The sequence below is a fragment of the Sanguibacter antarcticus genome, assembly GCF_002564005.1.
GTDB lineage: Bacteria > Actinomycetota > Actinomycetes > Actinomycetales > Cellulomonadaceae > Sanguibacter > Sanguibacter antarcticus.
The window spans coordinates 2,197,782-2,223,033 of the sequence record NZ_PDJG01000001.1 but is presented as its reverse complement, the minus strand read 5'-3'; the positions used below and the strand labels follow the sequence as shown (position 1 = coordinate 2,223,033).

Annotated in this window: 26 protein-coding genes; 18 read left to right on the top strand and 8 right to left on the bottom strand. The window is 69.5% G+C overall.

Features of this window, described 5'->3' with window-relative positions:
• Nucleotides 1–16: 16 nt before the first annotated feature.
• A complete protein-coding gene (locus tag ATL42_RS10185; RefSeq protein WP_098455241.1) occupies nucleotides 17–952 on the bottom strand; it encodes a universal stress protein in 936 nt (311 codons plus the stop codon).
• Nucleotides 953–1,178: 226 nt separating this feature from the next.
• Here ATL42_RS10185 and ATL42_RS10180 point away from each other — a divergent pair, with 226 nt between their 5' ends.
• The 8 genes from ATL42_RS10180 (at nucleotide 1,179) to mmsB (ending at nucleotide 11,424) form a co-directional block, all read left to right on the top strand.
• Entirely contained in the window at nucleotides 1,179–1,850 is a 672-nt protein-coding gene (locus ATL42_RS10180; protein ID WP_098455240.1) for a hypothetical protein, read from the top strand.
• 26 nt (nucleotides 1,851–1,876) lie between these two features.
• Nucleotides 1,877–2,863 (top strand): LacI family DNA-binding transcriptional regulator, encoded by a 987-nt coding sequence (locus ATL42_RS10175; RefSeq protein ID WP_098456497.1) that lies wholly within the window; start codon nucleotides 1,877–1,879, stop codon nucleotides 2,861–2,863.
• 171 nt (nucleotides 2,864–3,034) lie between these two features.
• Complete coding sequence (gene araB, locus ATL42_RS10170; RefSeq protein WP_098455239.1) at nucleotides 3,035–4,771, top strand: ribulokinase; 1,737 nt, start codon at nucleotides 3,035–3,037, stop codon at nucleotides 4,769–4,771.
• Nucleotides 4,768–5,481 carry an L-ribulose-5-phosphate 4-epimerase gene (locus ATL42_RS10165; protein WP_098455238.1) on the top strand — a complete coding sequence of 238 codons (714 nt, stop codon included), beginning with the start codon at nucleotides 4,768–4,770 and terminating at the stop codon, nucleotides 5,479–5,481. The genes araB and ATL42_RS10165 overlap by 4 nt, the downstream gene beginning before the upstream one ends.
• Before the next feature lie 11 nt (nucleotides 5,482–5,492).
• Nucleotides 5,493–7,004 (top strand): L-arabinose isomerase, encoded by a 1,512-nt coding sequence (gene araA / locus ATL42_RS10160; RefSeq protein WP_098455237.1) that lies wholly within the window; start codon nucleotides 5,493–5,495, stop codon nucleotides 7,002–7,004.
• A 420-nt stretch (nucleotides 7,005–7,424) separates the two neighbouring features.
• Nucleotides 7,425–8,561, top strand: coding sequence for a multiple monosaccharide ABC transporter substrate-binding protein (gene chvE, locus ATL42_RS10155; protein WP_098455236.1), 1,137 nt, complete (start codon nucleotides 7,425–7,427; stop codon nucleotides 8,559–8,561).
• Between the two features lie 152 nt (nucleotides 8,562–8,713).
• A complete protein-coding gene (mmsA, locus tag ATL42_RS10150; RefSeq protein WP_098455235.1) occupies nucleotides 8,714–10,246 on the top strand; it encodes a multiple monosaccharide ABC transporter ATP-binding protein in 1,533 nt (510 codons plus the stop codon).
• Nucleotides 10,243–11,424, top strand: a complete 1,182-nt coding sequence (gene mmsB / locus ATL42_RS10145; RefSeq protein ID WP_098455234.1) for a multiple monosaccharide ABC transporter permease — start codon at nucleotides 10,243–10,245, stop codon at nucleotides 11,422–11,424. The genes mmsA and mmsB overlap by 4 nt, the downstream gene beginning before the upstream one ends.
• A 100-nt stretch (nucleotides 11,425–11,524) precedes the next feature.
• Here the strand turns inward: mmsB and ATL42_RS10140 are convergent, their stop codons facing one another.
• A complete protein-coding gene (locus ATL42_RS10140; protein ID WP_098455233.1) occupies nucleotides 11,525–12,217 on the bottom strand; it encodes a potassium channel family protein in 693 nt (230 codons plus the stop codon).
• A 10-nt stretch (nucleotides 12,218–12,227) separates the two neighbouring features.
• Nucleotides 12,228–13,604 carry a TrkH family potassium uptake protein gene (locus ATL42_RS10135; RefSeq protein WP_098455232.1) on the bottom strand — a complete coding sequence of 459 codons (1,377 nt, stop codon included), beginning with the start codon at nucleotides 13,602–13,604 and terminating at the stop codon, nucleotides 12,228–12,230.
• A 158-nt stretch (nucleotides 13,605–13,762) separates the two neighbouring features.
• On the opposite strand from ATL42_RS10135, the gene ATL42_RS10130 reads away from it, so the two are divergent.
• Nucleotides 13,763–14,812 (top strand): LacI family DNA-binding transcriptional regulator, encoded by a 1,050-nt coding sequence (locus ATL42_RS10130; protein WP_211281796.1) that lies wholly within the window; start codon nucleotides 13,763–13,765, stop codon nucleotides 14,810–14,812.
• Here ATL42_RS10130 and ATL42_RS10125 read toward each other — a convergent pair.
• On the bottom strand, nucleotides 14,809–16,347 hold the full coding sequence (locus tag ATL42_RS10125) for a hypothetical protein (protein ID WP_098455231.1): 1,539 nt from the start codon (nucleotides 16,345–16,347) through the stop codon (nucleotides 14,809–14,811). The genes ATL42_RS10130 and ATL42_RS10125 overlap by 4 nt on opposite strands.
• Nucleotides 16,340–17,101: an ABC transporter ATP-binding protein gene (locus tag ATL42_RS10120; protein WP_098455230.1), complete on the bottom strand. Its 762-nt coding sequence runs from the start codon at nucleotides 17,099–17,101 to the stop codon at nucleotides 16,340–16,342. Before ATL42_RS10120 ends, ATL42_RS10125 begins: the two co-directional genes overlap by 8 nt.
• Nucleotides 17,102–17,237: 136 nt before the next feature.
• Here ATL42_RS10120 and ATL42_RS10115 point away from each other — a divergent pair, with 136 nt between their 5' ends.
• From ATL42_RS10115 to ATL42_RS10105, 3 genes are all read left to right on the top strand, one after another.
• The gene (locus ATL42_RS10115) at nucleotides 17,238–18,425 is read left to right on the top strand and encodes an acetoin utilization protein AcuC (RefSeq protein ID WP_098455229.1); all 1,188 of its coding nucleotides are present in this window, start codon (nucleotides 17,238–17,240) and stop codon (nucleotides 18,423–18,425) included.
• A gap of 168 nt (nucleotides 18,426–18,593) precedes the next feature.
• Nucleotides 18,594–18,800 carry a helix-turn-helix domain-containing protein gene (locus ATL42_RS10110; RefSeq protein WP_098455228.1) on the top strand — a complete coding sequence of 69 codons (207 nt, stop codon included), beginning with the start codon at nucleotides 18,594–18,596 and terminating at the stop codon, nucleotides 18,798–18,800.
• Between the two features lie 167 nt (nucleotides 18,801–18,967).
• Entirely contained in the window at nucleotides 18,968–19,066 is a 99-nt protein-coding gene (locus ATL42_RS10105) for a 30S ribosomal protein bS22 (RefSeq protein ID WP_003792170.1), read from the top strand.
• Nucleotides 19,067–19,149: 83 nt separating this feature from the next.
• On the opposite strand, the gene ATL42_RS10100 is transcribed toward ATL42_RS10105, so the two are convergent.
• Nucleotides 19,150–20,181, bottom strand: a complete 1,032-nt coding sequence (locus tag ATL42_RS10100; protein ID WP_169925383.1) for a YihY/virulence factor BrkB family protein — start codon at nucleotides 20,179–20,181, stop codon at nucleotides 19,150–19,152.
• A 148-nt stretch (nucleotides 20,182–20,329) separates the two neighbouring features.
• Between ATL42_RS10100 and ATL42_RS16420 the strand changes: the two genes are divergently transcribed.
• Nucleotides 20,330–20,473: a hypothetical protein gene (locus ATL42_RS16420; protein ID WP_169925382.1), complete on the top strand. Its 144-nt coding sequence runs from the start codon at nucleotides 20,330–20,332 to the stop codon at nucleotides 20,471–20,473.
• Between the two features lie 35 nt (nucleotides 20,474–20,508).
• Here ATL42_RS16420 and ATL42_RS10095 read toward each other — a convergent pair whose 3' ends face one another.
• Nucleotides 20,509–21,408 (bottom strand): HAD family hydrolase, encoded by a 900-nt coding sequence (locus ATL42_RS10095; protein WP_425443200.1) that lies wholly within the window; start codon nucleotides 21,406–21,408, stop codon nucleotides 20,509–20,511.
• A 36-nt stretch (nucleotides 21,409–21,444) separates the two neighbouring features.
• On the opposite strand from ATL42_RS10095, the gene ATL42_RS16725 reads away from it, so the two are divergent.
• Both ATL42_RS16725 and ATL42_RS10085 read left to right on the top strand, forming a co-directional pair.
• Nucleotides 21,445–21,744 (top strand): glutaredoxin family protein, encoded by a 300-nt coding sequence (locus tag ATL42_RS16725; RefSeq protein ID WP_342748129.1) that lies wholly within the window; start codon nucleotides 21,445–21,447, stop codon nucleotides 21,742–21,744.
• On the top strand, nucleotides 21,699–22,418 hold the full coding sequence (locus tag ATL42_RS10085) for a redox-sensing transcriptional repressor Rex (RefSeq protein ID WP_425443213.1): 720 nt from the start codon (nucleotides 21,699–21,701) through the stop codon (nucleotides 22,416–22,418). Before ATL42_RS16725 ends, ATL42_RS10085 begins: the two co-directional genes overlap by 46 nt.
• 91 nt (nucleotides 22,419–22,509) lie before the next feature.
• Here the strand turns inward: ATL42_RS10085 and ATL42_RS10080 are convergent, their stop codons facing one another.
• Nucleotides 22,510–23,055, bottom strand: coding sequence for a YceI family protein (locus ATL42_RS10080; RefSeq protein WP_098455225.1), 546 nt, complete (start codon nucleotides 23,053–23,055; stop codon nucleotides 22,510–22,512).
• A 231-nt stretch (nucleotides 23,056–23,286) separates the two neighbouring features.
• Between ATL42_RS10080 and ATL42_RS10075 the strand changes: the two genes are divergently transcribed.
• From ATL42_RS10075 to ATL42_RS10065, 3 genes are all read left to right on the top strand, one after another.
• Nucleotides 23,287–23,754 carry a MarR family winged helix-turn-helix transcriptional regulator gene (locus ATL42_RS10075; RefSeq protein ID WP_098455224.1) on the top strand — a complete coding sequence of 156 codons (468 nt, stop codon included), beginning with the start codon at nucleotides 23,287–23,289 and terminating at the stop codon, nucleotides 23,752–23,754.
• A 53-nt stretch (nucleotides 23,755–23,807) separates the two neighbouring features.
• Complete coding sequence (locus tag ATL42_RS10070; protein ID WP_098455223.1) at nucleotides 23,808–24,452, top strand: histidine phosphatase family protein; 645 nt, start codon at nucleotides 23,808–23,810, stop codon at nucleotides 24,450–24,452.
• A gap of 77 nt (nucleotides 24,453–24,529) precedes the next feature.
• Nucleotides 24,530–25,177, top strand: a complete 648-nt coding sequence (locus ATL42_RS10065) for a TlpA family protein disulfide reductase (RefSeq protein WP_245862410.1) — start codon at nucleotides 24,530–24,532, stop codon at nucleotides 25,175–25,177.
• The last annotated feature ends 75 nt before the right edge of the window (nucleotides 25,178–25,252 follow it).

The following is a 25,252-nucleotide window of genomic DNA, read 5'->3' as shown; positions in this document are numbered from 1 at the left end:
CTCGCGCCGGGCCGGCTCACTCAGGGACGACGGTCACCGGACCTGCTGTGTGCCGCAGGACCTGGCTGCTCGTCGAGCCGAGCACGAGGCGGTCGAAGCCGCCCAGCCCGCGGCTGCCGACGACCAGGCGCTCGGCGAGCCGGGCGTACGTGATGAGCCCTTTTGCGGGGGAGGCGTCGAGGACGACCTGGTGGACACGGTCGGCGGGCAGGGAGAGCGCGGCGAGGTCGACGGTGCGTGCGAGGGTCTCTTCGGTCTCGGCCGCCAGGCCCGAGGACGGCGGGACCCAGGCTGTCCCGCCGACGGCGGGCGCGAGCGTCGGCATGTTCCAGCAGCTGACGGCGTCGAGGTCGAGGTCGAGCCGCGCAGCGACCTCGGCACCGTAGCGCAGGGCACGGACCGAGGAGTCGGAGCCGTCGACGCCGACCACGACGGTCGCGGGTGCGGCGTGCCGGCCCGCAGGGACGCTCGCGTCGGGGCGGCGCGGCGGTTCGGGGACGACAGTCACGGGGCGGTGCGCGTGGTGCACGACGTTCGCGGAGACCGAGCCCATGACGAGGTGCGCGAGCGTCCCGAAACCGCGCCGGCCGACGACGAGCAGCTCGGCGTCCGCGCTCTGCTCGAGCAGCGAGGTCACCGGAGAGCCCTGGACCTGCGCGGCGACGATCTCGTGGTCTCTCGCGGATGGTGTGCGCGCCGCGAGGCGCTCACGGGCGTCGTCGACGATCGTCTGCACCCGGGCGAGCTCTCGCGCTCCGATCCGCTGGTAGATGGTCTCTGTCGTGTCTTGGGTCAGCGAGACCTCGGGCGCGTCCATCCACGATGCGTCCCAGACGAGGAGCGCCGTGAGCGGCACCTCGCGTGAGACTGCTTCGTCGAGCGCCCAGTCGAGCGCGTGGACAGAGCCTGGGGACCGGTCGATGCCGACGACGATCCCGCGCGGTGTGGTCATGATGACGCCTCCTGTCGAGAGGCCACCGGCCGCCCAGGATGCTCGGCAGGTGGCCGCGCCGCGTCCCGGTAGCGATATATCCAGTCTCCTCCGTCCGCGACGTTTGTCCACAGGGCGGTTCGAACCGCCAGGGGCTCGCTCCGTCGTGGCACCGACCTCGTGAGCGGTGCAGCCCGTAGGCTGGTTGGTTCGGACGACCATCGCTTCACAAGGGGAAACGAGCACCATGAGCGATCAGCACGCCAGCGGTCGAGCACGCACAGAGCCTGTCCCTGACCCGGGGACTGTCGCTGACCCGGGCGCCAGCGCACGCCGCAAGCTCCCTGGCCCGCCGTGGCTCCCGTGGGCGATCGGGGGCGTCCTCCTGCTCGCCGTCGTCGTCGGTCTGGTGGTGTGGCTCACCGGAGAGGACGCCTCGGAGCCGACCGAGATGCCGAGCGCGGTGGAGGTCGTCTTGCCTGAGCCGACCCCGGTGGCGGAGCCGGTCGACCGGGGGGACGGGTCCGCGCTGCTCTTGTCGTTGCCGGGCGCCGTCCGCCAGTTCGTCCTGACAGCGATCGCTCCGTCGGACGCGTTCGCGGCCGCGGCGGCGCTCGAGTCCGTCGCAGCGACGTACACGGGTCCCCTCGACGGCTCGGACGTCGACTACGAGGTCGTCGTCGGTCAGTGGCCCACGGCGGAGGAGGCTGCTGCCCAGGCAGCGACGACGGTCGCTGCTGGGAGCGAGCCCGTCTCGTCGGGCGAGGTGACGGTGGCTGGTGAACCGGCCGGGACGTACTCGATCATGAGCGTGGACGAGGAGACCTCGACGGCTGTGTGGACGAACGGCACCGTTCTCCTCCAGGCCACCGGTCCGACGTCCGACATCGAGAACTTCTACCTGGCGTTCAGCCTCTGATGGCTGGGGACTCGCGGCCGCCGGGGATGAACGACGTCGCCCGTGCGGCCGGGCTCTCGCACCAGACGGTCTCGCGGGTCCTCAACGACCACCCGAACGTGCGCCCGGAGACACGCGACCGGGTGCTCGAGGCGATCGCGCGGCTCGGCTACCGGCGCAACAGCGCGGCGCGTGCGCTCGTGACGCGCAGGTCCGGGACGCTCGGGGTGGTGACGACCGGGTCGTATCTCTTCGGTCCGTCGCGCACGCTCGTGGGGATCGAGGAGGCTGCGCGGGAGGCCGGCTACTTCTTGTCGGTCGCGACGCTGCGGTCCGTGGACGCCGAGTCGATGCACGAGGTACTCGAGCACTTCATGGACCAGGCGGTGGAGGGCGTGGTGGTCATCGCGCCGCACGCCGACGTCGTCGAGGCCGTGCGGACGTTCGGGGAGGGGCTGCCGGTCGTCGTGGTGGCGGCGATCCCGGATCCTCCGGAGACGGTGACGACGGTCTCGGTGGACCAAGAGCTCGGCGCACGGCTCGTGGTCCGCCACCTGGCGGGGCTCGGTCATCGCGAGGTGGTGCACCTCGCTGGTCCGGCGGACTGGCTCGACGCTCGTGCCCGGGTGGTCGGGTGGGCCGCGGAGTCTGCGGCGCTGGGGCTGCACGTCGGTGAACCGATCGAGGGGGACTGGACGGCCGAGCGCGGGTACGTGGTGGGTCAGGACCTCGTTCGCGACGGTGTGCCGACCGCGGTCTTCGCAGCGAACGACCAGCTGGCGCTCGGCCTCTTGAGGGCTTTTCACGAGGCGGGCCTCGTCGTCCCGCGGGACGTGAGCGTCGTGGGCTTCGACGACGTCCCGGGGGCGTCGAACTTCATCCCGCCGCTGACGACGGTCCGCCAGGGCTTCGCGTACCTCGGCGCGCGGATCATCGCGACGCTCCTGGCGTCGCTCGACGGCAGACCGGCCGACGACTCGACCTCGCCCCCTGACCTGGTGCTGCGGTCCAGCACGGCGCGGCCGCGGGGCTGATGGGGGCTCTCGGAACATCCATCCTTGACAGATCAACAGTTGTTAACGTTAACATCGAGTGTTGCCAGGGCCGAGGCACCCCCGGTCCCGGCCCTGGCGGCACTCCAGCGCACCACGTACGACCACATCGCCGTCCGCCTCCGTGCGGACCCTGTAGCAACGAGGCTCCGCATGACCGACCCGCAGCGTGCCCTGACCATCGGCGTCGACTACGGGACGCTGTCCGGTCGTGCCGTGATCGTCCGCGTCCACGACGGCGCCGAGCTCGGGACGGGTGTCCATGAGTACTCGCACGCGGTCATGGACCGCACGCTCACCGCCGGCCCCGCGTCCGCGTCGGCCGCACCCGTCCAGCTCCCGCCCGACTGGGCGCTGCAGGTCCCGCAGGACTACGTCGACGTGCTCAAGGTCGCGGTGCCCGCCGCGATCGCCCGGGCGCAGGCGGACCACGGCATCGACCTCGCCGACATCATCGGCGTCGGCACAGACTTCACCGCGTGCACGATGGTCCCGACGACCGTCGACGGCACGCCGCTCTGCGAGCTCGACGGTTTCGGCGACCGTCCCCACGCCTACACCAAGCTGTGGAAGCACCATGCGGCGCAAGGCCAGGCGGACCGGATCAACGCGCTCGCCCATGCCCGCGGCGAAGGGTGGATCGCCCGGTACGGCGGCCTCGTCTCCTCGGAGTGGGAGTTCGCGAAGGGCCTGCAGGTCCTCGAAGAAGACCGTGAGGTGTACGACGCGATCGACCACTGGGTCGAGGCCGCGGACTGGATCGTGTGGCAGCTCTGCGGGACCTACGTGCGCAACGCGTGCACGGCGGGGTACAAAGGCATCTACCAGGACGGGCGCTACCCGTCCGAGGAGTTCCTGTCCGCGCTCAACCCCGACTTCGCACGCTTCGTGACGGACAAGGTCGAGCACACGATCGGCCGCCTCGGTGCCGTCGCAGGCAGGCTCACCGCCGAGGCCGCCGCCTGGACGGGGCTGCCCGAGGGCATCGCCGTCGCCGTCGGCAACGTCGACGCCCACGTGACCGCTCCTGCGGCCGGCGCTGTCGAGCCCGGGCAGATGACCGCGATCATGGGCACCTCGACCTGTCACGTCATGAACGGCGACGAGCTGCACGAGGTCCCGGGGATGTGCGGGGTCGTCGACGGCGGGATCGTCGAGGGGCTCTGGGGCTACGAGGCAGGCCAGTCCGGTGTCGGCGACATCTTCGGCTGGTTCGTCACGAGCGCTGTCCCGCCTGCCTACGTCGACGCGGCCGCGGCCGCCGGCGTGTCCGTCCACGAGCACCTCACCGCGCTCGCCGCACAGCAGCAGATCGGCGAGCACGGTCTCGTCGCCCTCGACTGGCACTCTGGGAACAGGTCGGTCCTCGTCGACCACGAGCTCTCGGGGGTCGTCGTCGGCCAGACGCTCGCGACGAAGCCCGAGGACACGTACCGGGCCCTTCTCGAGGCCACCGCGTTCGGCACCCGCACCGTCGTCGAGGCGTTCCAAGACTCGGGAGTCCCGGTCACGGAGCTCGTCGTCGCCGGCGGCCTGCTGAAGAACCGGCTCCTCATGCAGATCTACGCGGACGTGACCCGCCTGCCGCTGTCGACCATCGCGAGCGACCAGGGCCCTGCCCTCGGTTCCGCGATCCACGCAGCGGTCGCGGCCGGTGCCTACCCGGACGTCCGGACGGCCGCCGCGGTCATGGGCAAGCGCACCCGGTCCGCGTACCTGCCGGTCCCGGAGAGCTCGGCGCGCTACGACGCGCTGTTCGCCGAGTACACGACGCTCCACGACTACTTCGGCCGCGGCGCGAACGACGTCATGCACCGGCTCAGGGCGATCCGCCGCGAGGCCACGGCCTCCGCAGCGGGCACCGCGTCCGAGACGGAGGCTTCCGCATGAGCGCCGGGCAGGGGACCGGGCGGCCGAGCGGCCTCGACGGGTACCCGGTCGAGGTCCGTGCCGAGGTCGCCCACGTCCGCGAGCTCGTCTCCCGCCTGCACGCAGAGCTGCCTCGCTGGGGGCTCGTCGTCTGGACGGCAGGGAACGTCTCGCAACGTCTGACGTCAGCCGACCTCTTCGTCATCAAGCCCTCTGGGGTGGCGTACGACGACCTCACACCTGAGTCCATGGTCGTGTGCGACCTCGACGGGAACCTCGTCGACGGCACCCGCTCGCCGTCGTCGGACACCGCCGCGCACGCGTACGTGTACCGCCACATGGACCGCGTCGGGGGAGTGGTCCACACCCACTCGACGTACGCGACCGCGTGGGCGGCACGGGCCGAGCCGGTGCCGTGCGTGCTGACGATGATGGCTGACGAGTTCGGCGGCGACGTCCCTGTCGGCCCGTTCGCGCTCATCGGCGACGACTCCATCGGCAAGGGCATCGTGGACGCCCTCGCGACGTCGCGCTCGCCCGCGGTGCTCATGCGCAACCACGGCCCCTTCACCATCGGCCCGGACGCCACGTCGGCCGTCAAGGCGGCGGTCATGGTCGAAGAGGTCGCACGGACCGTCCATGTCTCGCGCCAGCTGGGCGAGCCCACCCGCCTCTCGCAGGACGACATCGACTCGCTCTATGCCCGGTACCAGAACGTCTACGGTCAGTGAAGGGACCAGCCATGAAGAAGAACCCCCTCGAGGGCAAGGAGATCTGGTTCCTCACCGGGTCTCAGAACCTCTACGGCGAGGAGACCCTGCGCCAGGTCGCCGAGCAGTCCCAGACGATCGCCGCAGCCATCGACGGCGCCGACGCCGTCCCGGTGGCTGTCGTGTGGAAGCCGGTCCTCAAAGACTCGGACGCGATCAAGGCGCTCGCCCTCGCCGCGAACGCCGACCCCGCGTGCATCGGTCTGATCGCCTGGATGCACACGTTCTCCCCGGCGAAGATGTGGATCCGTGGGCTGGACGCCCTCGACACACCTCTTCTGCACCTGCACACGCAGGCCAACGTCGAGCTGCCCTGGGCGGACATCGACATGGACTTCATGAACCTCAACCAGGCTGCTCACGGCGACCGGGAGTTCGGGTACATCCAGACGCGCATGGGGGTGCCGCGCAAGACCGTCGTCGGTCACGTCTCGAACCCCGCCGTCATCGACAAGATCGCCACGTGGACCCGTGCTGCAGCCGGGCTGGACGCCGTCCGCAACCTGCGGCTGGCCCGCTTCGGGGACAACATGCGCAACGTCGCCGTCACCGAGGGCGACAAGACCGAGGCCGAGATCAGCCTCGGCGTCTCCGTGAACACGTGGGGCGTCAACGACCTCGTCGCTGTGGTGGACGCGGTGGAGGAATCGGTCGTCGACGGCCTCGTCGCGCAGTACGAGGAGCTGTACGACGTCGCTCCTGAGCTGCGCACGGGCGGGGACCGTCACGACTCCCTGCGTTACGGGGCCCGCCTCGAGGCGGGCCTGCGCTCGTTCCTCGAGGCGGGTGACTTCGGTGCGTTCACGACGAACTTCGAGGATCTCGGCGCGCTGCGCCAGCTCCCCGGGCTCGCAGTCCAGCGGCTCATGGCGGAGGGGTACGGCTTCGGCGCCGAGGGCGACTGGAAGACAGCGCTCCTCGTGCGCGCCGCGAAGGTGATGGGGCACGGGCTGCCGGGTGGCGCCTCGCTCATGGAGGACTACACGTACGACCTCACGCCGGGCGACGAGGTGATCCTCGGTGCGCACATGCTCGAGGTCTGCCCGACGCTGACGACCTCGAGGCCGCGCCTCGAGATCCACCCGCTCGGCATCGGCGGCAAGGAGGACCCGGTCCGTCTCGTCTTCGACACGGATGCAGGCCCGGCCGTGGTCGTCGCGATGTCGGACATGCGGGAGCGCTTCCGTCTCACGGTCAACGTCGTCGACGTCGTCGCGCCGGCGCACGAGCTGCCCAACCTTCCCGTCGCGCGTGCGGTGTGGAAGCCACGGCCGAGCTTTGCTGTCTCTGCCGAGGCGTGGCTGCTCGCCGGTGCGGCCCACCACACCGTGATGAGCACGGCCGTGGGCCTGGAGGCATTCCAGGACTTCTCCGACATGGCGCGCACCGAGCTCGTGACCATCGACGAGTCGACCGAGGCTCGACGCTTTGCGCAGGAGCTGCGCTGGAACCAGGCGTACTACCGCCTGGCGCAAGGGTTCTGAGGTGATCGCGCCCGGTGCTGCGGCACCGGGCGTTTCCTTCACGATCAAAACTCAAGAGGATTCATTTCGGCCAAATCGGACTTTTGCGCGATCGTGAGACGCGCCGCCCTGTCGTCGTGCCTGGCCAGGGCCTCCTTCCGGGGGGATTCATCCCAGCATTCAGGCCGTTATCCGATCGCAACCGGTTGTTGACTTCAAGAAGTTGACTCAAGCGGTCGGAGTGAGCAGAGTAGGACGCGTCCCCAGGGCGAGTCGGCATCGTGAAGCACAGGCGCATCACGACAATGAATCGTCTGCACGACGTCGAACCTGTCGTCTCACGACAGCTCGATCCCGCACGGATCCCCCCGTTCCCCGTGCGGACCAGCACCACGTGGCTTTCACGGCATGACATGTATCTCTCAAAGAGGAGAAGAGAAGATGATCAGCAAGAAATTTTCAGCTCTCGCAGCTGGATTCGTCCTCGCGCTCGGCGTGACCGCATGCTCCGGTGGCGGAGCCGGTGACACCAGCGCCGACGCCAGCGTCGCACCCGAGGACGCCACCGTCGGCGTCTCGATGCCGACGCAGACGTCCGAGCGCTGGATCGCTGACGGCGCCGCCGTCGAGTCCGGCCTCAAGGACGCCGGCTACGACGTCAACATCCAGTTCGCCGGCGACGACATCCCCACGCAGCAGCAGCAGATCGACTCGATGATCACGCAGGGCGTCGACCTCCTCATCATCGCCTCGATCGACGGCACCGCACTGAGCAGCCAGCTCGACGCGGCCAAGGCTGAGAACATCCCGGTCATCGCGTACGACCGCCTGATCAACGGCAGCGCGAACGTCGACTTCTACGTCACGTTCGACAACTACCAGGTCGGCGTCCAGCAGGCCACCGCGCTCCTCACGGGCCTCGGCATCGTGACCCCCCAGGGCGAGGGCGACGCGACCGGCCCGTTCAACGTCGAGCTCTTCGCAGGCTCACTCGACGACAACAACGCGCACTTCTTCTGGGCAGGTGCGATCGACACCCTCCAGCCGTACATCGACGAGGGCACCCTCGTCGTGCGGTCCGGCCAGACGACCATCGAGCAGGCAGCGACGCTCCGCTGGCAGCAGGAGGTCGCGCAGAAGCGCATGGAAGACATCCTCACGGCCAACTACGCCAGCGACCTGGTCCAGGGAGTTCTGTCCCCGTTCGACGGTGCCTCTCGCGGAGTCATCACCGCTCTCCAGAACGCCGGCTACGGAACGACCGAGAAGCCCATGCCGATCATCACCGGCCAGGACGCCGAGATCGCCTCGGTCAAGCTCATCAACGACGGTGTCCAGAACTCGACGATCTTCAAGGACACCCGCAAGCTCGCCGAGCAGGCCATCATCTCCGCAGAGGCGTACCTCTCCGGTGAGGAGCCCGTGGCGAACGACACGAAGTCGTACGACAACGGCGTCAAGGTCGTCCCCGCGTTCCTCCTCGAGTCGGACATCGTCTACAAGAGCGACATCCAGTCGCTCCTCATCGACTCCGGCTACTACACCGCGGCAGAGGTCGAGGCCGGTCAGGCTGAGTGACCTGATCTAGCACCGCACCTCTCGAACACCACAGGTCGTGCACCACGCACGACCACACAGCACCAGCAGCGCAACGACGGGCGGGCGGACGACCGCTCGCCCGTCGTGGCGACCGCGCGCACAATCGCACCAGACCAGAAGGGTTAGGTCGCATGAATCCCAACATCTTGGAGATGCGTTCCATCACCAAGACCTTCCCGGGAGTCAAGGCGCTCGAAGACGTATCGCTCAGCGTGCGGCGAGGAGAGATCCACGCCATCTGCGGAGAGAACGGCGCCGGGAAGTCGACTCTCATGAAGGTCCTGTCCGGGGTCTACCCCGCAGGGACCTACACCGGAGAGATCCACTTCGACGGCAAGCTCGAGGAGTTCCACTCCATCAACGAGAGCGAAGCCAGCGGCGTCGTCATCATCCATCAAGAGCTCGCACTCATCCCGTTCCTGTCCATCGCGGAGAACATCTTTCTCGGCAACGAGCAGACCCACCGCGGCATGGTCGACTGGAACCGCACGAACCTCGAGGCGACAAAGCTCCTGGCGCGCGTCGGTCTCGACGAGAACCCCATCACTCCGGTCGGGCAGCTCGGCGTGGGCAAGCAACAGCTCGTCGAGATCGCGAAAGCACTCTCCAAGCGAGTCAAGCTCCTCATCCTCGACGAGCCGACGGCAGCCCTCAACGACTCAGACTCCGACCACCTCCTCGCGCTGCTCCGGTCCCTCAAGGGCCAGGGCATCACGTCGATCATGATCTCGCACAAGCTCAACGAGATCACGGCGATCGCCGACTCCACGACGATCATTCGTGACGGTCGCACGATCGAGACTCTCGACGTCGCAGAGATCACGCAGGAACGCATCATCAAGGGCATGGTCGGTCGCGACCTCGAGAGCCGCTTCCCCGCGCACGTCCCGACCCTCGGCGCCGAGGTCATGCGGGTCGAGGACTGGACAGTCCACCACCCGACGCAGCGCGACCGCGTCGTCGTGAAGAACGCGTCGTTCAACGTCCGTGCCGGAGAGATCATCGGTATCGCCGGGCTCATGGGCGCAGGCCGTACCGAGCTGGCGATGAGCATCTTCGGGCGCACGTACGGCAGCAACATCTCGGGCCGTGTCTTCATGCACGGCAAAGAGGTCCGTACCCACACGGTCAGCGAGGCCATCGACCAGGGCATCGCGTACGCGACGGAGGACCGCAAGAAGTTCGGCCTGAATCTCATCGACGACATCCGGACGAACATCACTGCGGCCGGGCTCGACAAGATCTCGTCGCGTGGCTGGGTCAACAACAACGAAGAGCTCAAGGTCGCCGAGAGCTACCGGTCGAGCATGAACATCAAGACGCCGACCGTCATGGCGTCCGTGGGCAAGCTCTCCGGTGGAAACCAGCAGAAGGTCGTCCTGAGCAAGTGGATCTTCACGTCCCCCGACGTGCTCATCCTGGACGAACCCACCCGTGGGATCGACGTCGGCGCCAAGTACGAGATCTACACGATCATCAACAAGCTTGCCGACCAGGGCAAGGCCGTGGTCGTCATCTCCTCAGAGCTTCCGGAGCTGATCGGCATCTGCGACCGTATATATACGCTCGCAGAAGGTCGGATCACCGGAGTGCTCAATGCAGAGGAGGCCTCGCAAGAGAGCCTCATGGAACTCATGACCAAGGAAAAGGAAGAGCGGCGATGACCGAAACATCGGGTCTCAGAGCCCTAGTCACCCGAAACCTCCGGCAGAGCGGCATCTACGTCGCGTTCGTCGCCATCGTCGCGCTGTTCGCAGTCCTGACGGACGGGGTCCTCCTCAGTCCGGGGAACCTCACCAACATCGTCCTGCAGTACTCGTACATCCTCATCCTCGCCCTCGGCATGCTGCTCGTGATCATCGCGGGGCACATCGACCTCTCGGTCGGCTCGGTCGTCGCGCTCACCGGTGCGGTCTCCGCGGTGCTCGTCATCCAGAAGGGCATGCCCTGGGGCGTCGGCGTCGCCGCTGCCATCGGGGTCGGGCTCCTCGTCGGAGCGTGGCACGGCTTCTGGGTCGCGTTCGTCGGGATCCCGGCATTCATCGTCACCCTGGCAGGCATGCTCCTGTTCCGCGGGCTCACGCTCCAGGTGCTGGGCAACATCTCGCTCTCGCCGTTCCCCGCCGAGTACCAGAAGACTGCGAGCGGCTTCATCAACGGCCTCCTCGGCGGTCCCGGCTATGACACGTTCACCCTCGTCATCGCAGCGGTCGGCGTCGTCGGCTACGGGTACAGCGCGGTCCGTGGTCGTCTTGCTCGCATCGCCTACCAGCAGGCCGTGGAGTCGATGCCGCTGTTCGTCGTCAAGCTCGCTGCGATCGCGACGGTCGTCATGGCCTTCGCCTGGCAGCTCGCCAACAACCGTGGTCTGCCGATCGTCCTCATCATCCTCGGCGTGCTCATCATGACGTACGCGCTCATCACGAAGCAGACCGTCTTCGGCCGTCACATCTACGCGATCGGTGGCAACCTCAGCGCCGCGCAGCTCTCCGGCGTGAAGGTCAGGTGGGTCAACTTCTGGATCTTCGTCAACATGGGCATGCTCTCCGGCGTCGCCGGCGTCGTGTACTCCGCGCGGTCCAACGGCGCCCAGCCGTCCGCCGGAAACATGTTCGAGCTCGATGCGATCGCCGCCTGCTTCATCGGTGGAGCAGCCGTCACCGGTGGTGTCGGCACGGTCGTCGGAGCGATGGTCGGTGGACTCATCATGGCGGTCATGAGCAACGGCATGCAGCTCCTCGGCATCGACCAGTCGATCCAGCAGGTCGTCAAGGGCCTCGTGCTCCTCCTGGCCGTCGCGTTCGACGTCTACAACAAGCGTCGGTCGGCCCAGGCCCGCTGACCCTGCACCACCGCTGAGAAGCACCGGAGGCGACGTCGTGTGGTTGACCACACGCCGTCGCCTCCGGTGCTTCTCTCGTGCTTCTCCGGAACGTGCTGCGTCAGGGACGCGCTGCGAAGCGTTCCAGCAGGTCCGAGTGCCCTGACACGACGAGGAGGTCGTTCGACGAGATGCAGGTCTCGTTTCCGGCGTAGACGAACTCCTGGCCGGGAGACTTCACACCGATGATCGTCACGCCGTAGCGCTCGCTCACCTTCGACTGCCCGATCGTGAAACCTTGTGTCTCCTTCGGGGGACGCATCTTGACGATGGTGAAGCCGTCTTCGATCTCGATGTAGTCGAGCAGCTTGCCGGAGACGAGGTGGGCGACCCGGTTGCCCGCGTCGGACTCCGGGAAGACGACGTGGTGTGCGCCGATGCGCTGCAGGATGCGCCCGTGCTCGGCCGAGACGGCCTTCGCCCAGATCTGGGGGGTGCCCAGGTCGACGAGGTTTCCGGTGATGAGGACGCTCGCCTCCAACGAGGTGCCGACACCGACGACCGCGATGGAGAAGTCCTTCGCGCCCACCTGGTCGAGGGCCTCGGGGTTCGAGGCGTCGGCCTCGACGATCGGCAGCCGGTCGGAGAAGTGCGCGACGAGGGCGGGGGACCGCTCGATGGCGAGCACGTCCTGCCCGAGCCGGTCGAGCGTCATCGCCAACGACGACCCGAACCGGCCCAGGCCGATGACGAGCACGCCCGCGTCCTTCGACTTCTCCGAACGTTCTGATGCTCGTGCGTTCGGCGCGTTCATAGAGCTCCTGTCAGCCAATGATCGGCCTTTCCTCGGGTAGCCGGATGACCCGGCGGCGGTCGCGCAGCGCGAGGGCTGCGGCTAGCGTCATCGTGCCGGTGCGGCCGATGAACATCAGGGCGACGAGGACGTACTTCCCGGCCTCGGGCAGGTCCGCGGTCACCCCGGTCGACAAGCCTACGGTCGCGAACGCCGAGATCACCTCGAAGAGCACCACGTCGAGCGTCCACCCGGTGATCTCGAGGAGCAGCAGGCTGGAGACCAGGACCGCGGTCGCGCCGACGAACGAGACGGCCACCGCGAGCCGCAGGGTCTCGCGGGGGATACGGCGGCCGAACACCTCGACGTCCTGGTCGCCGCGGGCTTCGGCCACGATCGCCAGCATCATCACGGCGAGGGTCGTCACCTTGATGCCGCCGGCGGTGGACGCGCTGCCGCCGCCGACGAACATGAGCGCGTCGTTGATGAGCCAGCTCGCTTCACGCATCTCGCCGACGTCGACGGTCGAGAACCCGCCGGAGCGCGGCATGACCCCCATGAACAGTCCGGACAGGAGCTTGTCCTGCCACCCCATGGGCCCGAGGGTGCCGGCGTTCGCCCACTCGAAGACGAGGAAGAGGAACGACCCGGTCACGACGAGCAGGGCGCTCGTGACGATGGTGAGCTTCGCGTGCAGGCTCCATCGGCGCACGCTGCGTCGGTGGCGTGCGACGTTGAGGATGACCGGGAAGCCGAGCGACCCGATGAACACGCCGACGACGATCGGCATGAGCAGGAGCCAGTCGCCCGTGTAGGGCGCCAGGCCTTCGGCGGTCGGGATGAACCCGGCGTTGTTGAATGCGGAGACCGCGTAGAAGATCCCGTGCCACGTGGCCCTGCCGAAGGTCTCTCCGAGCACGAGGAACCGCGGGATGAGCAGGAGGGCGATGGCGATCTCGAGCGTGGTCGACGTGATGATGACGACCCGGACGAGCGACCCGACCTCGCCGAGGCGGGTCGTCTTCGTCTCGGACGCGGTGAGCAGCTTCTGGGTGAGGCCGATGCGTCGGGACACGGCCATGCCGAGGACGGAGGCGAGCGTCATGACGCCGAGCCCGCCGATCTTGATGCCCACGAGGATCACGACGTGCCCGAACGCCGACCAGTACGTCCCGGTCGGCACGGTGACGAGACCGGTGACGCACACGGCGGACGTCGCGGTGAAGAGCGCGTCGACAAAGGGCGCACGTGTGTCGGACGCGGTGGCGAACGGGGTCGAGAGCAGTCCTGTGAAGACCGCGATGACGGCCGCGAACACGCTCAGGGCGAGGCGGGCGGGGGACTGCCGAGCGAGGCGGTCGACGAGCTCGCGACCTGCCCACAGGCGTCCCGAGAACCCGGATGCCATCGTTTCTCCCTCGCGTGGTGCCGACTGCGTACCACCGAACTTTGCCACGTCTCGGAGCCAGAACGCGGCACCGTGCGAGCGCGGGCCACGGACGGGCAGGCCACAGCGCCGCCAGGAGCCGGTGCTTCGTGTCGGTACGGACCAACTAGTCTCATGGTGTGGCTATCTCTTCCCAGATCCGCGCACCCGTCATCGCTGACGTCGCCAGGGTCGCTGGTGTCTCCGTCCCGACGGTCTCCCGCGTGCTCACAGGATCGACGCCGGTCAGCGACGAGAAGCGCGAGCGGGTGATGTCCGCGATCCGGGAGCTGGGGTACCGGCCCAACGCGGCGGCCCGTGCGCTCGTCTCTGGTCGGCAGTCGATGATCGCGATCGTCGCAGGGAACACGACCCGGTACGGCTACTCGACGACGATCCAGGGGATCGAGGAGGCTGCGCGGGCTGCTGGATACCTCGTGGTCATCTCCGTCCTCGAGGTCCCGGAGGACAGCGTGGACGACGCGAAGGTCGCGACGACGATCGACCTCGTGCTGAGCCAGCCTGTGGCCGGAGTCGTCGTCATCGAGTTCGATGAGGCGGGCATCCACGCGAGCAAGGCCTTCCCGAGCACCGTGCCGATGGTCTCTGCGGCGGCTTTCCCGACGGACGGCGCGACCTCGCCGCAGGCGTACCTCGACGACCGCGCGGCCGGACAGGCCGCGACGGAGTATCTGCTCGGGCTCGGCCACGAGACCGTCCACCACGTCTCCCTCCCGCAGGCGATCCCGCGCATGGGGCGCACGCTCGGCTGGGCGGACGCGCTGCGTGCGGCGGGTATCGAGGTCCCGCCGGTCATCCCCGGGGCGTGGGAGCCGGCGGCGGGGCGCGAGGTCGGCCTCGCGCTGGCGGCACGCGACGACGTCACGGCGGTGCTCTGCGGCAACGACGAGGTCGCTGTCGGTGTCATCCGGGGGCTCTACGACGGTGGCAGGTCGGTCCCGGGCGACGTGAGCGTCATCGGTTTCGACGACGAACCTCTCGCTGCGGTGACCATCCCGTCGCTGACGACCGTCTCCCAGGACTTTATCGACCTCGGCAGGCGTGCCTTCGGGCTGCTCGAGCAGCTCATCACGTCGGGATCGGCGCCGTCGTTGTCGTCGGCGTCCGCGAGCCTCGTGGTCCGTGAGAGCACGAGCGCTCCACGCACGGGGCGTGCGGTCGCGTCCTAGGCGCGACGCAGCCGACCTCGGGCACCCACGGCGACCGCGAGGCCGCTGCAGGCGACGAGGAGCGCCCTCTGGCTCATGGTCGGTGCGGTGCTCGCGGCGACAGCGACGAGCGCCGACACGACCACGGCGTCGGCCTGCCACAGGAGGACCGCCACCCCGGCGACGTCTCCTGCGGGAGTGGGTGCCGGGGTGAGCAGCGCAGCGGGGAGCGGACCCTTGGCGCTGTCGCGCACCCGGACGAGCACGAGGACGACCGCGAGCGCAGCCACGGTCGCGCCCACGGTGAGGTCGGTGCCCGTGGTCGCTGCGGCGCCGATGCCGGTGAGCGCGAGGGCACAGGCCGTCGGCAGCACGGCGTGGAGGGTGAAGAGCCTGCTGGTGCTGTACCCGTAGAGCGCGGGCGCCGACGCGGCCTCGGCTGCGTGCCGGAACCCGTCCGTGAAGACGCCCAGCGCGAGGTAGGCGACGACCCCGCCGGCGGCCGTGGCAGCCCAGGTGAGCGGCTGCTGTCCCTCTGCTCCGGCTGCGAGCAGCGACCCCGCGGCGACGAGCCCGAGCGCGCCACCGGCTGCTCGGCCGGGCGTCCGGAGCGCTCCGACGAGGTCGCGCAGGACGAAGCGGATCGTTCGAGACCCGCTGTGCACCGCCCACCAGGTGCGACCGGTGCGAGGGAGCACCCGGAACCGGCCCATCGCGCCGGCGAGATCTCCGGCGGACGCCGAGACTCCTGCGGCTTCCCAGCGGCGCGCCTGCGCCAGCAGCACCGTCCCGTCTAGGGAGTCGAGCAGGCGTGGGATCGCGAGCGCGGCGAGCACCGAGAGTCCCACGAGCACCGAGAGCGCCACGAGAATCGACAGAGGAGCGAGCGGTCCGCCGGCGAGAGGACCCGGTGCCGGCCACAGCGCACCCAGACCGGTCGCGGCGGCGAGAGCCCCGGCGAGCCGCGCTGCGGGCACAGGTCCGAGACGCTGCCCGAGCAGCCACACGACGCTCGCGAGGAGCCCGAAGGCGCCGGCGCCCACGACGATCGCCCCCGCGGTGCCTGCGGTCGCTCCGGCTGCGTCGTGGAGCACCCGCGCGAGGATGGCCGCGACAGCGACCGACGACGTCGTGAGGAGAGCCGCCGCGACGACGAACGGCGCTCGCAGCGTCCTGCTGCGGGGCAGGTCGTTGCCGGCGACGGCGACGGTGAGGAACGCGCTGGTGAGCGCGGGACCGCGGACCTGGCCGAGGAGGACGAGGCCGGTGAGCAGCCCGCCGGCTGCCACCCCGGCGACCTGGCCTGCCGACGGCGCCGTGAGGAGCGTGAGCACGCCGGGCCCGGACAGCCCGATCACCAGACCACGGACGAGGGGCACGCCCACGATCGCGAGGACGAGCGCCGCCGCGTAGACGAGGTACGCCACGTCCCCGGTGGAGCGCGCGTCTCCACGTCCCCGGTAGACCGCGCGGATCGCAGCGAGACGCGCCGCAGCACCACGCCGCGCCGTGAGGCGCCCTGCCCTGCCGACCGGCGCCGGCGCGCTCTCAGCCACGGAGGAGGTCGTAGTCGTGCCCGGCGTCGTCTCCAGACCGCGGCTGGGCCGCCACGCCAAGATCGATCGTCGTGTCGGCGACGAGGTCGACGAACACGGGGCTGTGGCTCGCGACGAGGAGCGCGGCGCCCGCGTCGACCCTCGTCCGCACGAGCCGGGCGACGGCCTCGAGACGGTCAGGGTCGAGGCGCTGCTCGGGCTCGTCGAGCAGCAGGACGTCGAACGGGCGCACGAGCGTGAGAGCGAGGGCGAACAGCTGCCCCTGCCCGGACGACAGCTCGTGCGGGAACCGTGCCGCGAGCCGCTCTGCGCCGAGGGCGGCCAGCAGGTCCCGTCCCCGCCCTGTCGCCGACGGCACCGACGCTCCCCACGAGGCCCCGACGAGGGCGAGGTGCTCCAGCAGGGTGAGGTTGCCGGCGAGCGGAGGTGGTCCGACGAGCGCCGCGAGACGCGACCGGAACCGCACGTCCCGGTCGTCAGGAGGGAGCCCGCCGACGAGCACCGTGCCCACGGTGGGGGCGGTCAGCCCGGCGACCGTGCGCAGCAGGGTCGTCTTCCCAGATCCGTTGGGACCACGCACGGCCAGCGCCTGCCCGGCCTCGACGCCGAGCGTCACGGGCGCGAGGAGGTCCGTACCGTCGAGGTGGACGCCTACGCCCCGGGTCGTGACGAGCGGCACCGCCTCAGGAGGACCGCTCGGCCCCCGAGGCGACGAGCGTCGACGGATCAGTCCGGGGAGGTGCGGTCGGCCCATGCTGCTCACCTTGGCTGGACGATCTCGAAAGTTCAACACGCCCGCTCGCTGCGCGACGAGCGCGAGGCTGAGGTCTCGGCGGCGCTGAGCCCTCTGCGGCACTGTGCGACGCCGAGAGGACCGGCTACCGTGAACCATGCCCTTCCGCGTGCGCATCAGCTGGAGCCCGGAGCTCGTCGAGCACAACTTCGGACGCGGGCACCCGATGGCACCGCTGCGCCTGGACCTGACCGTCCGCCTGGCAGAGGGCCTCGGACTCTTGGCGCACGACGACGTGACCGTGGTGGGAAGCAGCGTCGCGTCGGACGAGCTGCTCTCGACCGTTCACGAACCGGAGTACGTCGCGGCCGTGCACGCGGCCTCGGACGACGATCGCGAGGACCCCGCCCGCGGGCTCGGCACTGACGACAACCCGATCTTTCCCGGCATCCACGAGTCCGCGGCACGCATCGTCTCCGGCACGGTCGAGTCGGCGCTCGCGGTCTGGCGCGGGGAGGCGACCCACGCTGTGAATCTCGCCGGCGGCATGCACCACGCGCGGGTCGGCGGTGCCTCGGGCTTCTGCATCTACAACGACATCGCGATCGCGATCCGGGCGCTCCTCGACGCGGGCGTCGAGCGGGTCGCGTACGTCGATGTCGACGCCCACCACGGTGACGGCGTCGAGGCGGCCTTCTGGGACGACCCGCGGGTGCTCACGGTCTCGGTCCACCAGAGCGGCGCCTCGCTCTTCCCGGGGACCGGCCACGCGACCGACACGGGCGGTCCGCACGCGCAGGGGTCGGCCGTCAACGTCGCGCTCCCGGCGAAGACGCGGTCGGCGGAGTGGCTCCGTGCGGTCGACGCCGTGGTCCCCGACGCTGTCCGGGCGTTCGAGCCGCAGGTGATCGTCTCTCAGCACGGGTGCGACGCCCACGGCAAGGACACGCTGAGCGACCTCGACGTGGCGGTGGACGCACAACGGCAGGCCGCAGAGTGGGTCCACGACCTCGCTCACGAGGTGGCCGACGGGCGCTGGGTCGCGCTCGGGGGCGGCGGGTACGCGGTCCTCGACGTCGTGCCGATCGTGTGGTGCCACGTCCTCGCGATCGCCGAGCACAGGCCGGTCGGACCGATGGATCCCGTGCCTGCTGCGTGGCGGGCCTATGTCGAAGAGATGCTCGAGCACTGCCCGCCGGAGGTCATGTCTGACGACGAGGGAGCCGTGGCGTTCGTACCGTGGTCGTCGGGGTTCGACCCGGACCAGGAGGTCGACCGTGCGGTCCGGGCGACGCGTCAGGCCGCCTTCCCGCTGCTCGGGGTCGACGTGTCCCGGGACGTGTGAGGTCCGAGCACGCGGGCGCGGCGCCCGGCGCGGTGAGACGTGCCGCGGGTGATCGTCGTTCTCACCTGACCCAGGGTGTCCCACCAGCCCCACGGGGGAATAAGGTGTGGGCCAAGACGCGCGCTGCTTCGAGGCAGTCTGCACCGTGACCAGGAGAAGGATTCACCCATGACGCCGGACGCGCCACGCCTGCAGTTCCTCACGGTGGCCGAGGTCGCCGAGGTCATGCGCGTGTCGAAGATGACGGTGTACCGCCTCGTGCACTCGGGCGAGCTGCCTGCTGTCCAGGTGGGCAAGTCCTACCGGGTCCCGCAAGAGGCCCTCCAGGCGTTCCTCGCGTCCTCGTACATCGAGGGCGACCGGCTGACGTCCTGACTTCCGCGTCGCGGTGACCCCCTCCGAGAAGGTACTCTGAGTCTCGGACTTTCCCGAGCGTGGGCGTCGCATGCACAGCTCCTTGATCTACGGCACTCCTGCGTAGGAATCTGAGCAGTCGCGCGGCGTGCTGCGCGAGCAGACCCCGATCAACATTGCGAGGACCCATGGGCTCCGTCATCAAGAAGCGCCGCAAGCGTATGGCCAAGAAGAAGCACCGCAAGCTGCTTCGCAAGACGCGCCACCAGCGTCGTAACAAGAAGTAGGCAGCACCACTCCGGGCCCGGTTTCGACCGGGCCCGAGTCGTGTCCGGGGTCAGGCCTGCTGCGGGATCGGCTGGTGCGGCCCTCAGATGTCTGCGCCCGCGTCGGGCTCTGACTCCGCGCGCATCCGCTGCAGCTCGGCGTTGACCACACCGCCGGTGAGCACGACGATGCTGCTCAGCCACAGCCAGAGGATCACGGCGAGCGCCGCGCCGAGCGTCTGAGCCGCGACGGAGACCGCCTCGCCCGGGCGACCGAGCTCGGGTGCGGCTGGTCCCGCGACGCTCAGGTAGGTGCGCAGCACGACCGCGACGCCGACGAGCGCGAGCATCCCCAGGACCGCACCCGGCAGCGTGTCCCGCCACGTGTTGACGACGTTGGGCCCGTACCGGTAGAGCACCACGAGGAACGCGACGCCGACGAGCCCGACGGCAGGCCACCGGACGAGCACCCACAGCGTCTCGAACGTCTGGTCCTGGCCGAGCCGCTCGGCAATCTGTCGGCCACCGCCGAGGAGCGGCCCGATGACGACCGTCGAGAGCACGAGCGTGAGGGTGACGAGCGCGCCGAGCGAGAGGCCGAGGCCGAGCGCCCACTGCGCGGGAAGGCTGCGTCGTTCCGGTACCCGGTAGGCGTCGTCGAGCGCCCGGATGGCGGCCCGGAACACGCGGCTGGCGAGCCACAGGGTGACGGCGAGGCTCCCGGCCGCCAGCCCGGAGCGTTCCTCGCGCAGGACGCCCGCGACGAGGGGCGCGAGGACGTCCTCGATGACCTCGGTCTCGAAGACTCCGGCGAACGCATCGACCAGCGCGAGCTCGAGACGGGTCACCTGTTCCTCGCCGAGGATGCGCTCGAGGAACCCGAGCATCGCGCCGAGGGCGGTGAGGAGCGGCAGCAGGGAGATGATCGCGTAGTACGTCATCTCGGCGGCGAGCCCGGTGACACGCACGTCGACGACCCGGCGCGACCCGCGCACGGCTGCGAGGGTGAGGTTGTAGCTGCCGACGGTCAGAGGGTGGCGCGTCGCGAGAGCCTCGGCACGGTCGAAGCCGCTCGCCTCCTGGGCGCGCCACGCGAGCCAGCGCGCCCACCGGTCGCGTGCCGTCCCGAGATTCATCTTGTCGACCCTAGTCGCAGTCCCTGCGTCCGGTACCGGAGACCCGGGCGCCGTCGGGCCAGGGACCTTCATCCCCCGGCGCGAGCGGCTCTCGGTGCGAGACTCGGACGTGTACGTCCGGTCGGACCGACACGAGCAGGGAAGTCATATGACGCGTCTGAGTCGCGTGAGAGCGGTCGGCGCTGCCGCTGGCCACACGCTGTCGATGGTGGTCGCCATCGGCGTCCTGGCAGGGTTCTTCTCCGGGTGCGTCGACGGGACAGGACGCCCGCACCGGCGCTCGGTCCTCTGAGACGACCCCCGCGACGGCGCGCTGCGACCTGCAGGTCAGGGCCGGAAGCGTGCTCGCACCGACCTGGTCGCAGAGCGAGCGACGAGCCCGGCCGCCCAGGCGAGACCCGCCCAGCTAGCCGTCGTGAGCCCTCGCTGGGCGGTCCGGCGCCGTCCGCGGAACTCGCGCACCGGCCAGCCGACCGTCTTCGAGTGCTTGCGGAGCCGGGGGTCAGGGTTGATCGCGCACGGGTTGCCGACGGTCGAGAGCAGCGGCACGTCGTTCATGGAGTCGCCGTAGGCAGAAGACCCTGCGAGGTCGAGGTCGTGCTCTTCGGCGAGGGCGAGGACCGCGTCGGCCTTCGCCTGGCCGTGCATCATGTCGCCGACGAGCCGCCCCGTGTAGAAGCCGTTCGCGTGCTCGGCGATCGTGCCGAGGGCACCGTCGGCTCCGAGACGACGGGCGATGAGGTCGCCGATCTCCACCGGGGTCGCCGTGACGAGCCACACCTGGTGGCCGGCCGCGAGGTGCGCGTCGAGGAGCTTTTGCGTCCCGGGGAAGATCCGCAGCGCGAGGACCTGGTCATACACCTCCTCGCCGATCGCGACGACCTCCGCGACCGAGTGCCCGGTCATGAGGAGCAGGGCGCGCGAGCGCACCTCGTTGATCTGCTGCTTGCTCTCCCCGAACGTCATGTAGCGGGCCTGCTGGAAGAAGAAGTTGACGAGGTCGCGCTTGCGGAAGAACCCGCGCGCGTAGAGGCCACGGGCGAGATGGAACGAGGACGCACCGCGGATGATCGTGTTGTCGACGTCGAAGAACGCCGCGATCCGGCGGGAGCACCCGTCGACGGCGGGGGACGCACCGGGTGCGGTGCGTGTCTCGGTCACGAGCTGTTGTGAGGCGGCGTCGGCCGCTGTCTCTCCGGTCTCCGGGTCAGACTCGTCGGTGCGCACACGCACCACTGTAGTCAGCCCTCTAGGGTTGCTCTGGTGAACGGTGACAGAGCGGCACATGAACGGTCGGGCACAGAGTCGTCGGACCCCGCCGAGGTGACCTCGCGCGTCGTCGTCTACACGCGTGCGGGCTGTCACCTGTGCGAGGACGCGTGCGCGCTCGTCGAGCGCGTGTGCAGCGAGACGGGGACCGCATGGACCGCCGTCGACGTGAACACCTCGGACGCGCTGCGCGCGGCGTACAGCGATTCTGTCCCCGTGGTGACCGTCGACGGTGTACAACAGGGGTTCTGGCGGATCGACGAGAACCGGCTCCGACGGCTTCTCACCCGCTGAGACAGCAGGCCAGGAGGCGCACCGTGGAGCGACCGGAGGAGCTGGCGCGCGAGATGCCGTCCGCGAGCATCGAGCGGCTGCCCACGTACCTGCGGGCGCTCGGGGACCTCGCGGCGCGCGGCGTCGTGGGCACGTCTTCCACAGAGCTCGCTGACCTCGCAGGCGTGAGACCGGCGCAGCTCCGCAAAGACCTCAGCTACCTCGGCTCGCTCGGTACCCGCGGCGTGGGGTACGACGTGGTCCGGCTGCGTGACCAGGTCGGTGCGGCGCTCGGCGACGCTCAGGAGCTGCGGGTCGCGATCGTCGGCGTCGGCAACCTCGGGCACGCGCTCGCGAACTATTCCGGTCTGGTCGCCCGAGGGTTCACGGTTGCTGCGCTGCTCGACGCGTCGGCGGCTGTCGTCGGTCAGACGGTGGCCGGCCTCGTGGTCGAGGACGTGGCAGGGCTGCACGGCATCGTCCAGGCCCGTGGGGTGTCGATCGTCGTCATCGCGGTGCCGGGCGACCGCGCTCAAGAGGTGTGCGACGCGGTGGTGGCGGCCGGCGTGCGGGAGATCCTCAGCTTTGCGCCGTGCGCGCTGCAGGTCCCGCCGGGCGTCGAGCTCCGGTCGGTGGACGTCGGGAGCGAGCTGCAGATCCTCGCCTTCCACTCCCGGGTGCGCCAGGAACGGTGAGTCAGGTGCGCTGAGACGCGTCTGGGCCCTGTCATGACGGCGGGGCCCAGACGTGTCGTGCTGTGCGGTCGAGGCGCGGGCGAGGTGCGGCTCAGCCCTTGATGGCGGAGATGTCGATCGCGATCTTCACAGTGTCGCCGATGAGGACGCCACCGGCCTCGAGCGCGGCGTTGTAGGTGAGGCCGAAGTCCTTGCGGGAGATCTCGGTCTTTGCCTCGAAGCCGGCGCGGTGGTTTCCGTACGGGTCGGTGGCGATGCCGACGAACTCGGTCGTGAGCACGACGGAGCGGGTCACGCCGTTGATGGTGAGGTCACCGGTGACGGCGAAGTCGTCGCCGGACGCGGCGGCGGAGGTGGAGACGAAGGTCCAGACCGGGTTCTTCTCGACGTCCCAGAAGTCGGCGCTCTTGAGGTGGTTGTCGCGGTCGTCGTTGCCCGTGCTGATCGAGGCGGCATCGAGCGTGGCGGTGACCGAGGAGGTCTCGATGTCCGCGCCGACGGTGAGGACCGCTGTCGAGACGGCGAGGCTGCCACGGACCTTCGAGATGCCTGCGTGCCGGACGGTGAACGTCGCGGAGGTGTGCGTGGGGTCGGCGGTGTAGGTGCCGGCGGTGAGCCCGGTGGGAAGAGCGGTCATGAGGATCTCCTTGGTCTGTGGGCGAACGTGGGCCGGATGTCGACCAGTCCCGCCGGTTGAACTTTCCACTACATTACTTGAACGTTCGACTATGTCAAGGCCGGAGGTGTCAAGCAGGGACAAAAGTCGACGGAGACACCCGTGACACGTGGTTCTGGGCCGAGGCACGCTATCGTCCTGGATACACAGGCGCCGTAGAGGGCGGGGCCGATGCAGGGGGGAAACTGCGCCATGATGATGGAAGACACCGAGGTCCTGTGGCTCACCGACCAGCAGCAGGCGAGCTGGCGGGCGTTCCTCGAAGGAACAGCGCGTCTCAGCGAGACGCTCAACAGGGACCTGGAGAACGACGCAGACCTCTCGCTCAACGAGTACGAGGTCCTCGTACGACTCTCCGAGAGCCCCTACCGGACCCTGCGCATGTCACAGCTTGCCGACAACCTCGCTCACTCGCGCAGCCGCGTGACCCACACCATCCGTCGGATGGAAGAGCGAGGGCTCGTCGTCCGCGAGTCCTGCGTCGCCGACGGCCGGGGCGTGAACTGCACGCTCACCGACGCCGGGGCCGCCGCGCTCGTGGTCGCAGCACCGAGGCACGTCAGCTCGGTACGTCGACACCTCGTCGACGTCCTCACGCCTGCGCAGCTCGACGTCCTCGGAGAAGCGATGGAGCTGGTCTCGCTCGCTTGCCGCACCTGACCCGACGCGCGACGATGCGCTCATCCGCACCGATCTTTGGGAGACTGTGAAGCATGTCCGTCACAACAGTTCACCTCATGCGCCACGGCGAGGTCTTCAACCCCGACAAGATCCTCTACGGACGGATCCCCGGGTACCACCTCTCCGAGCTCGGGCACCAGATGGCGCGACGCGTCGCCGAACACCTCGTGGCAGGGGGCGCCGACATCACCGTCGTCACCGCCTCGCCGCTCCAACGGGCCCAGGAGACCGCCACCCCGGCGGCAGCGGCCTTCGGCGTCGAGCTCGGCACCGACGAGCGGCTCATCGAAGCGGGTAACCACTTCGAGGGAAAGAGCTTCGGCGTCGGGGACGGCTCGCTGCGCCACCCGGAACACTGGCCCTACCTCATCAACCCCTTCCGCCCCTCGTGGGGGGAGCCGTACAAGGAGCAGGTGGAACGCATGCACGCCGCCGTCCACACGGCCCGTGAGCAGGCAGAAGGGCACGAGGCCCTGCTCGTCAGCCACCAGCTCCCGGTCTGGATGGCACGTCGGGGCTTCGAGGGGAAGCGGCTCTGGCACGACCCGCGCAACCGCCAGTGCTCGCTCGCATCGGTCACCTCCTTCCGGTTCGACGGCGACGCTCTCGTCGGGCTGCACTACACCGAGCCCGCCGCCGACCTCCTGCCCGGAGCGAGCCAGGTCTCCGGCGCCTGACCGCTCTTTCCGAGACCAGGGGCGACGGCGGGCGCGTCTCTCAGAGATCTCTCAGTCCCATCAGCGATAGTGGGGGAGTGATCCCTGCAGTTCTCGCCGTCCGTCGTCGCGCCCGTCCGACGGCTGCCCACCGCACACCGTCCCGATCGGCGGTGATCGTCGTGGCCGCTGCCACAGCGCTCCTCGTCTCGTCGTGCACGGCCGAGTCCGGCAACACCGACACCGGCGACGTCGTCGGCCAGGGGTACGCCTCTGGCGACGGGAGCCTGCAGACCTGGTCCGTCGCGGACCGGACGGACCCCGTCGAGATCTCGGGCACCGACTTCTCCGGGGACCCCGTCGACACGATCGGCGACGGCGACGAGATCGTCGTCCTCAACACCTGGTACGCAGCGTGCCCGCCGTGCCGCGCCGAGGTGCCTGCCCTGCTCGAGGTCGCGACCGAGCGCGCCTCCGACGGGGTGCGGCTGGTCGGCATCAACGGCACGGACGACAGCGGCGCAGCCCTCGCGTTCGAGCGCGAGCACGGCGTCACGTGGCCGTCCATCGCTGACACGGACGGCTCCGCGGTCGCCGCCCTCCAGGACGTCGTGCCGGTCCAGGCCGTCCCGACGACGGTGGTGCTCGACCGTCAAGGACGCGTGGCCGCACGCGTGCTGGGACAGATCGAAGCCTCGACCCTCGACGGACTCATCGACGACGTCCTTGCCGAACCGAGCACCTGAGCCGTGGTGACCTCACTCGCCGCGTCGGTCGTCGTGAGCGGTTCCGGACCGGTGCTCGCGGGAGTCGGGGACACC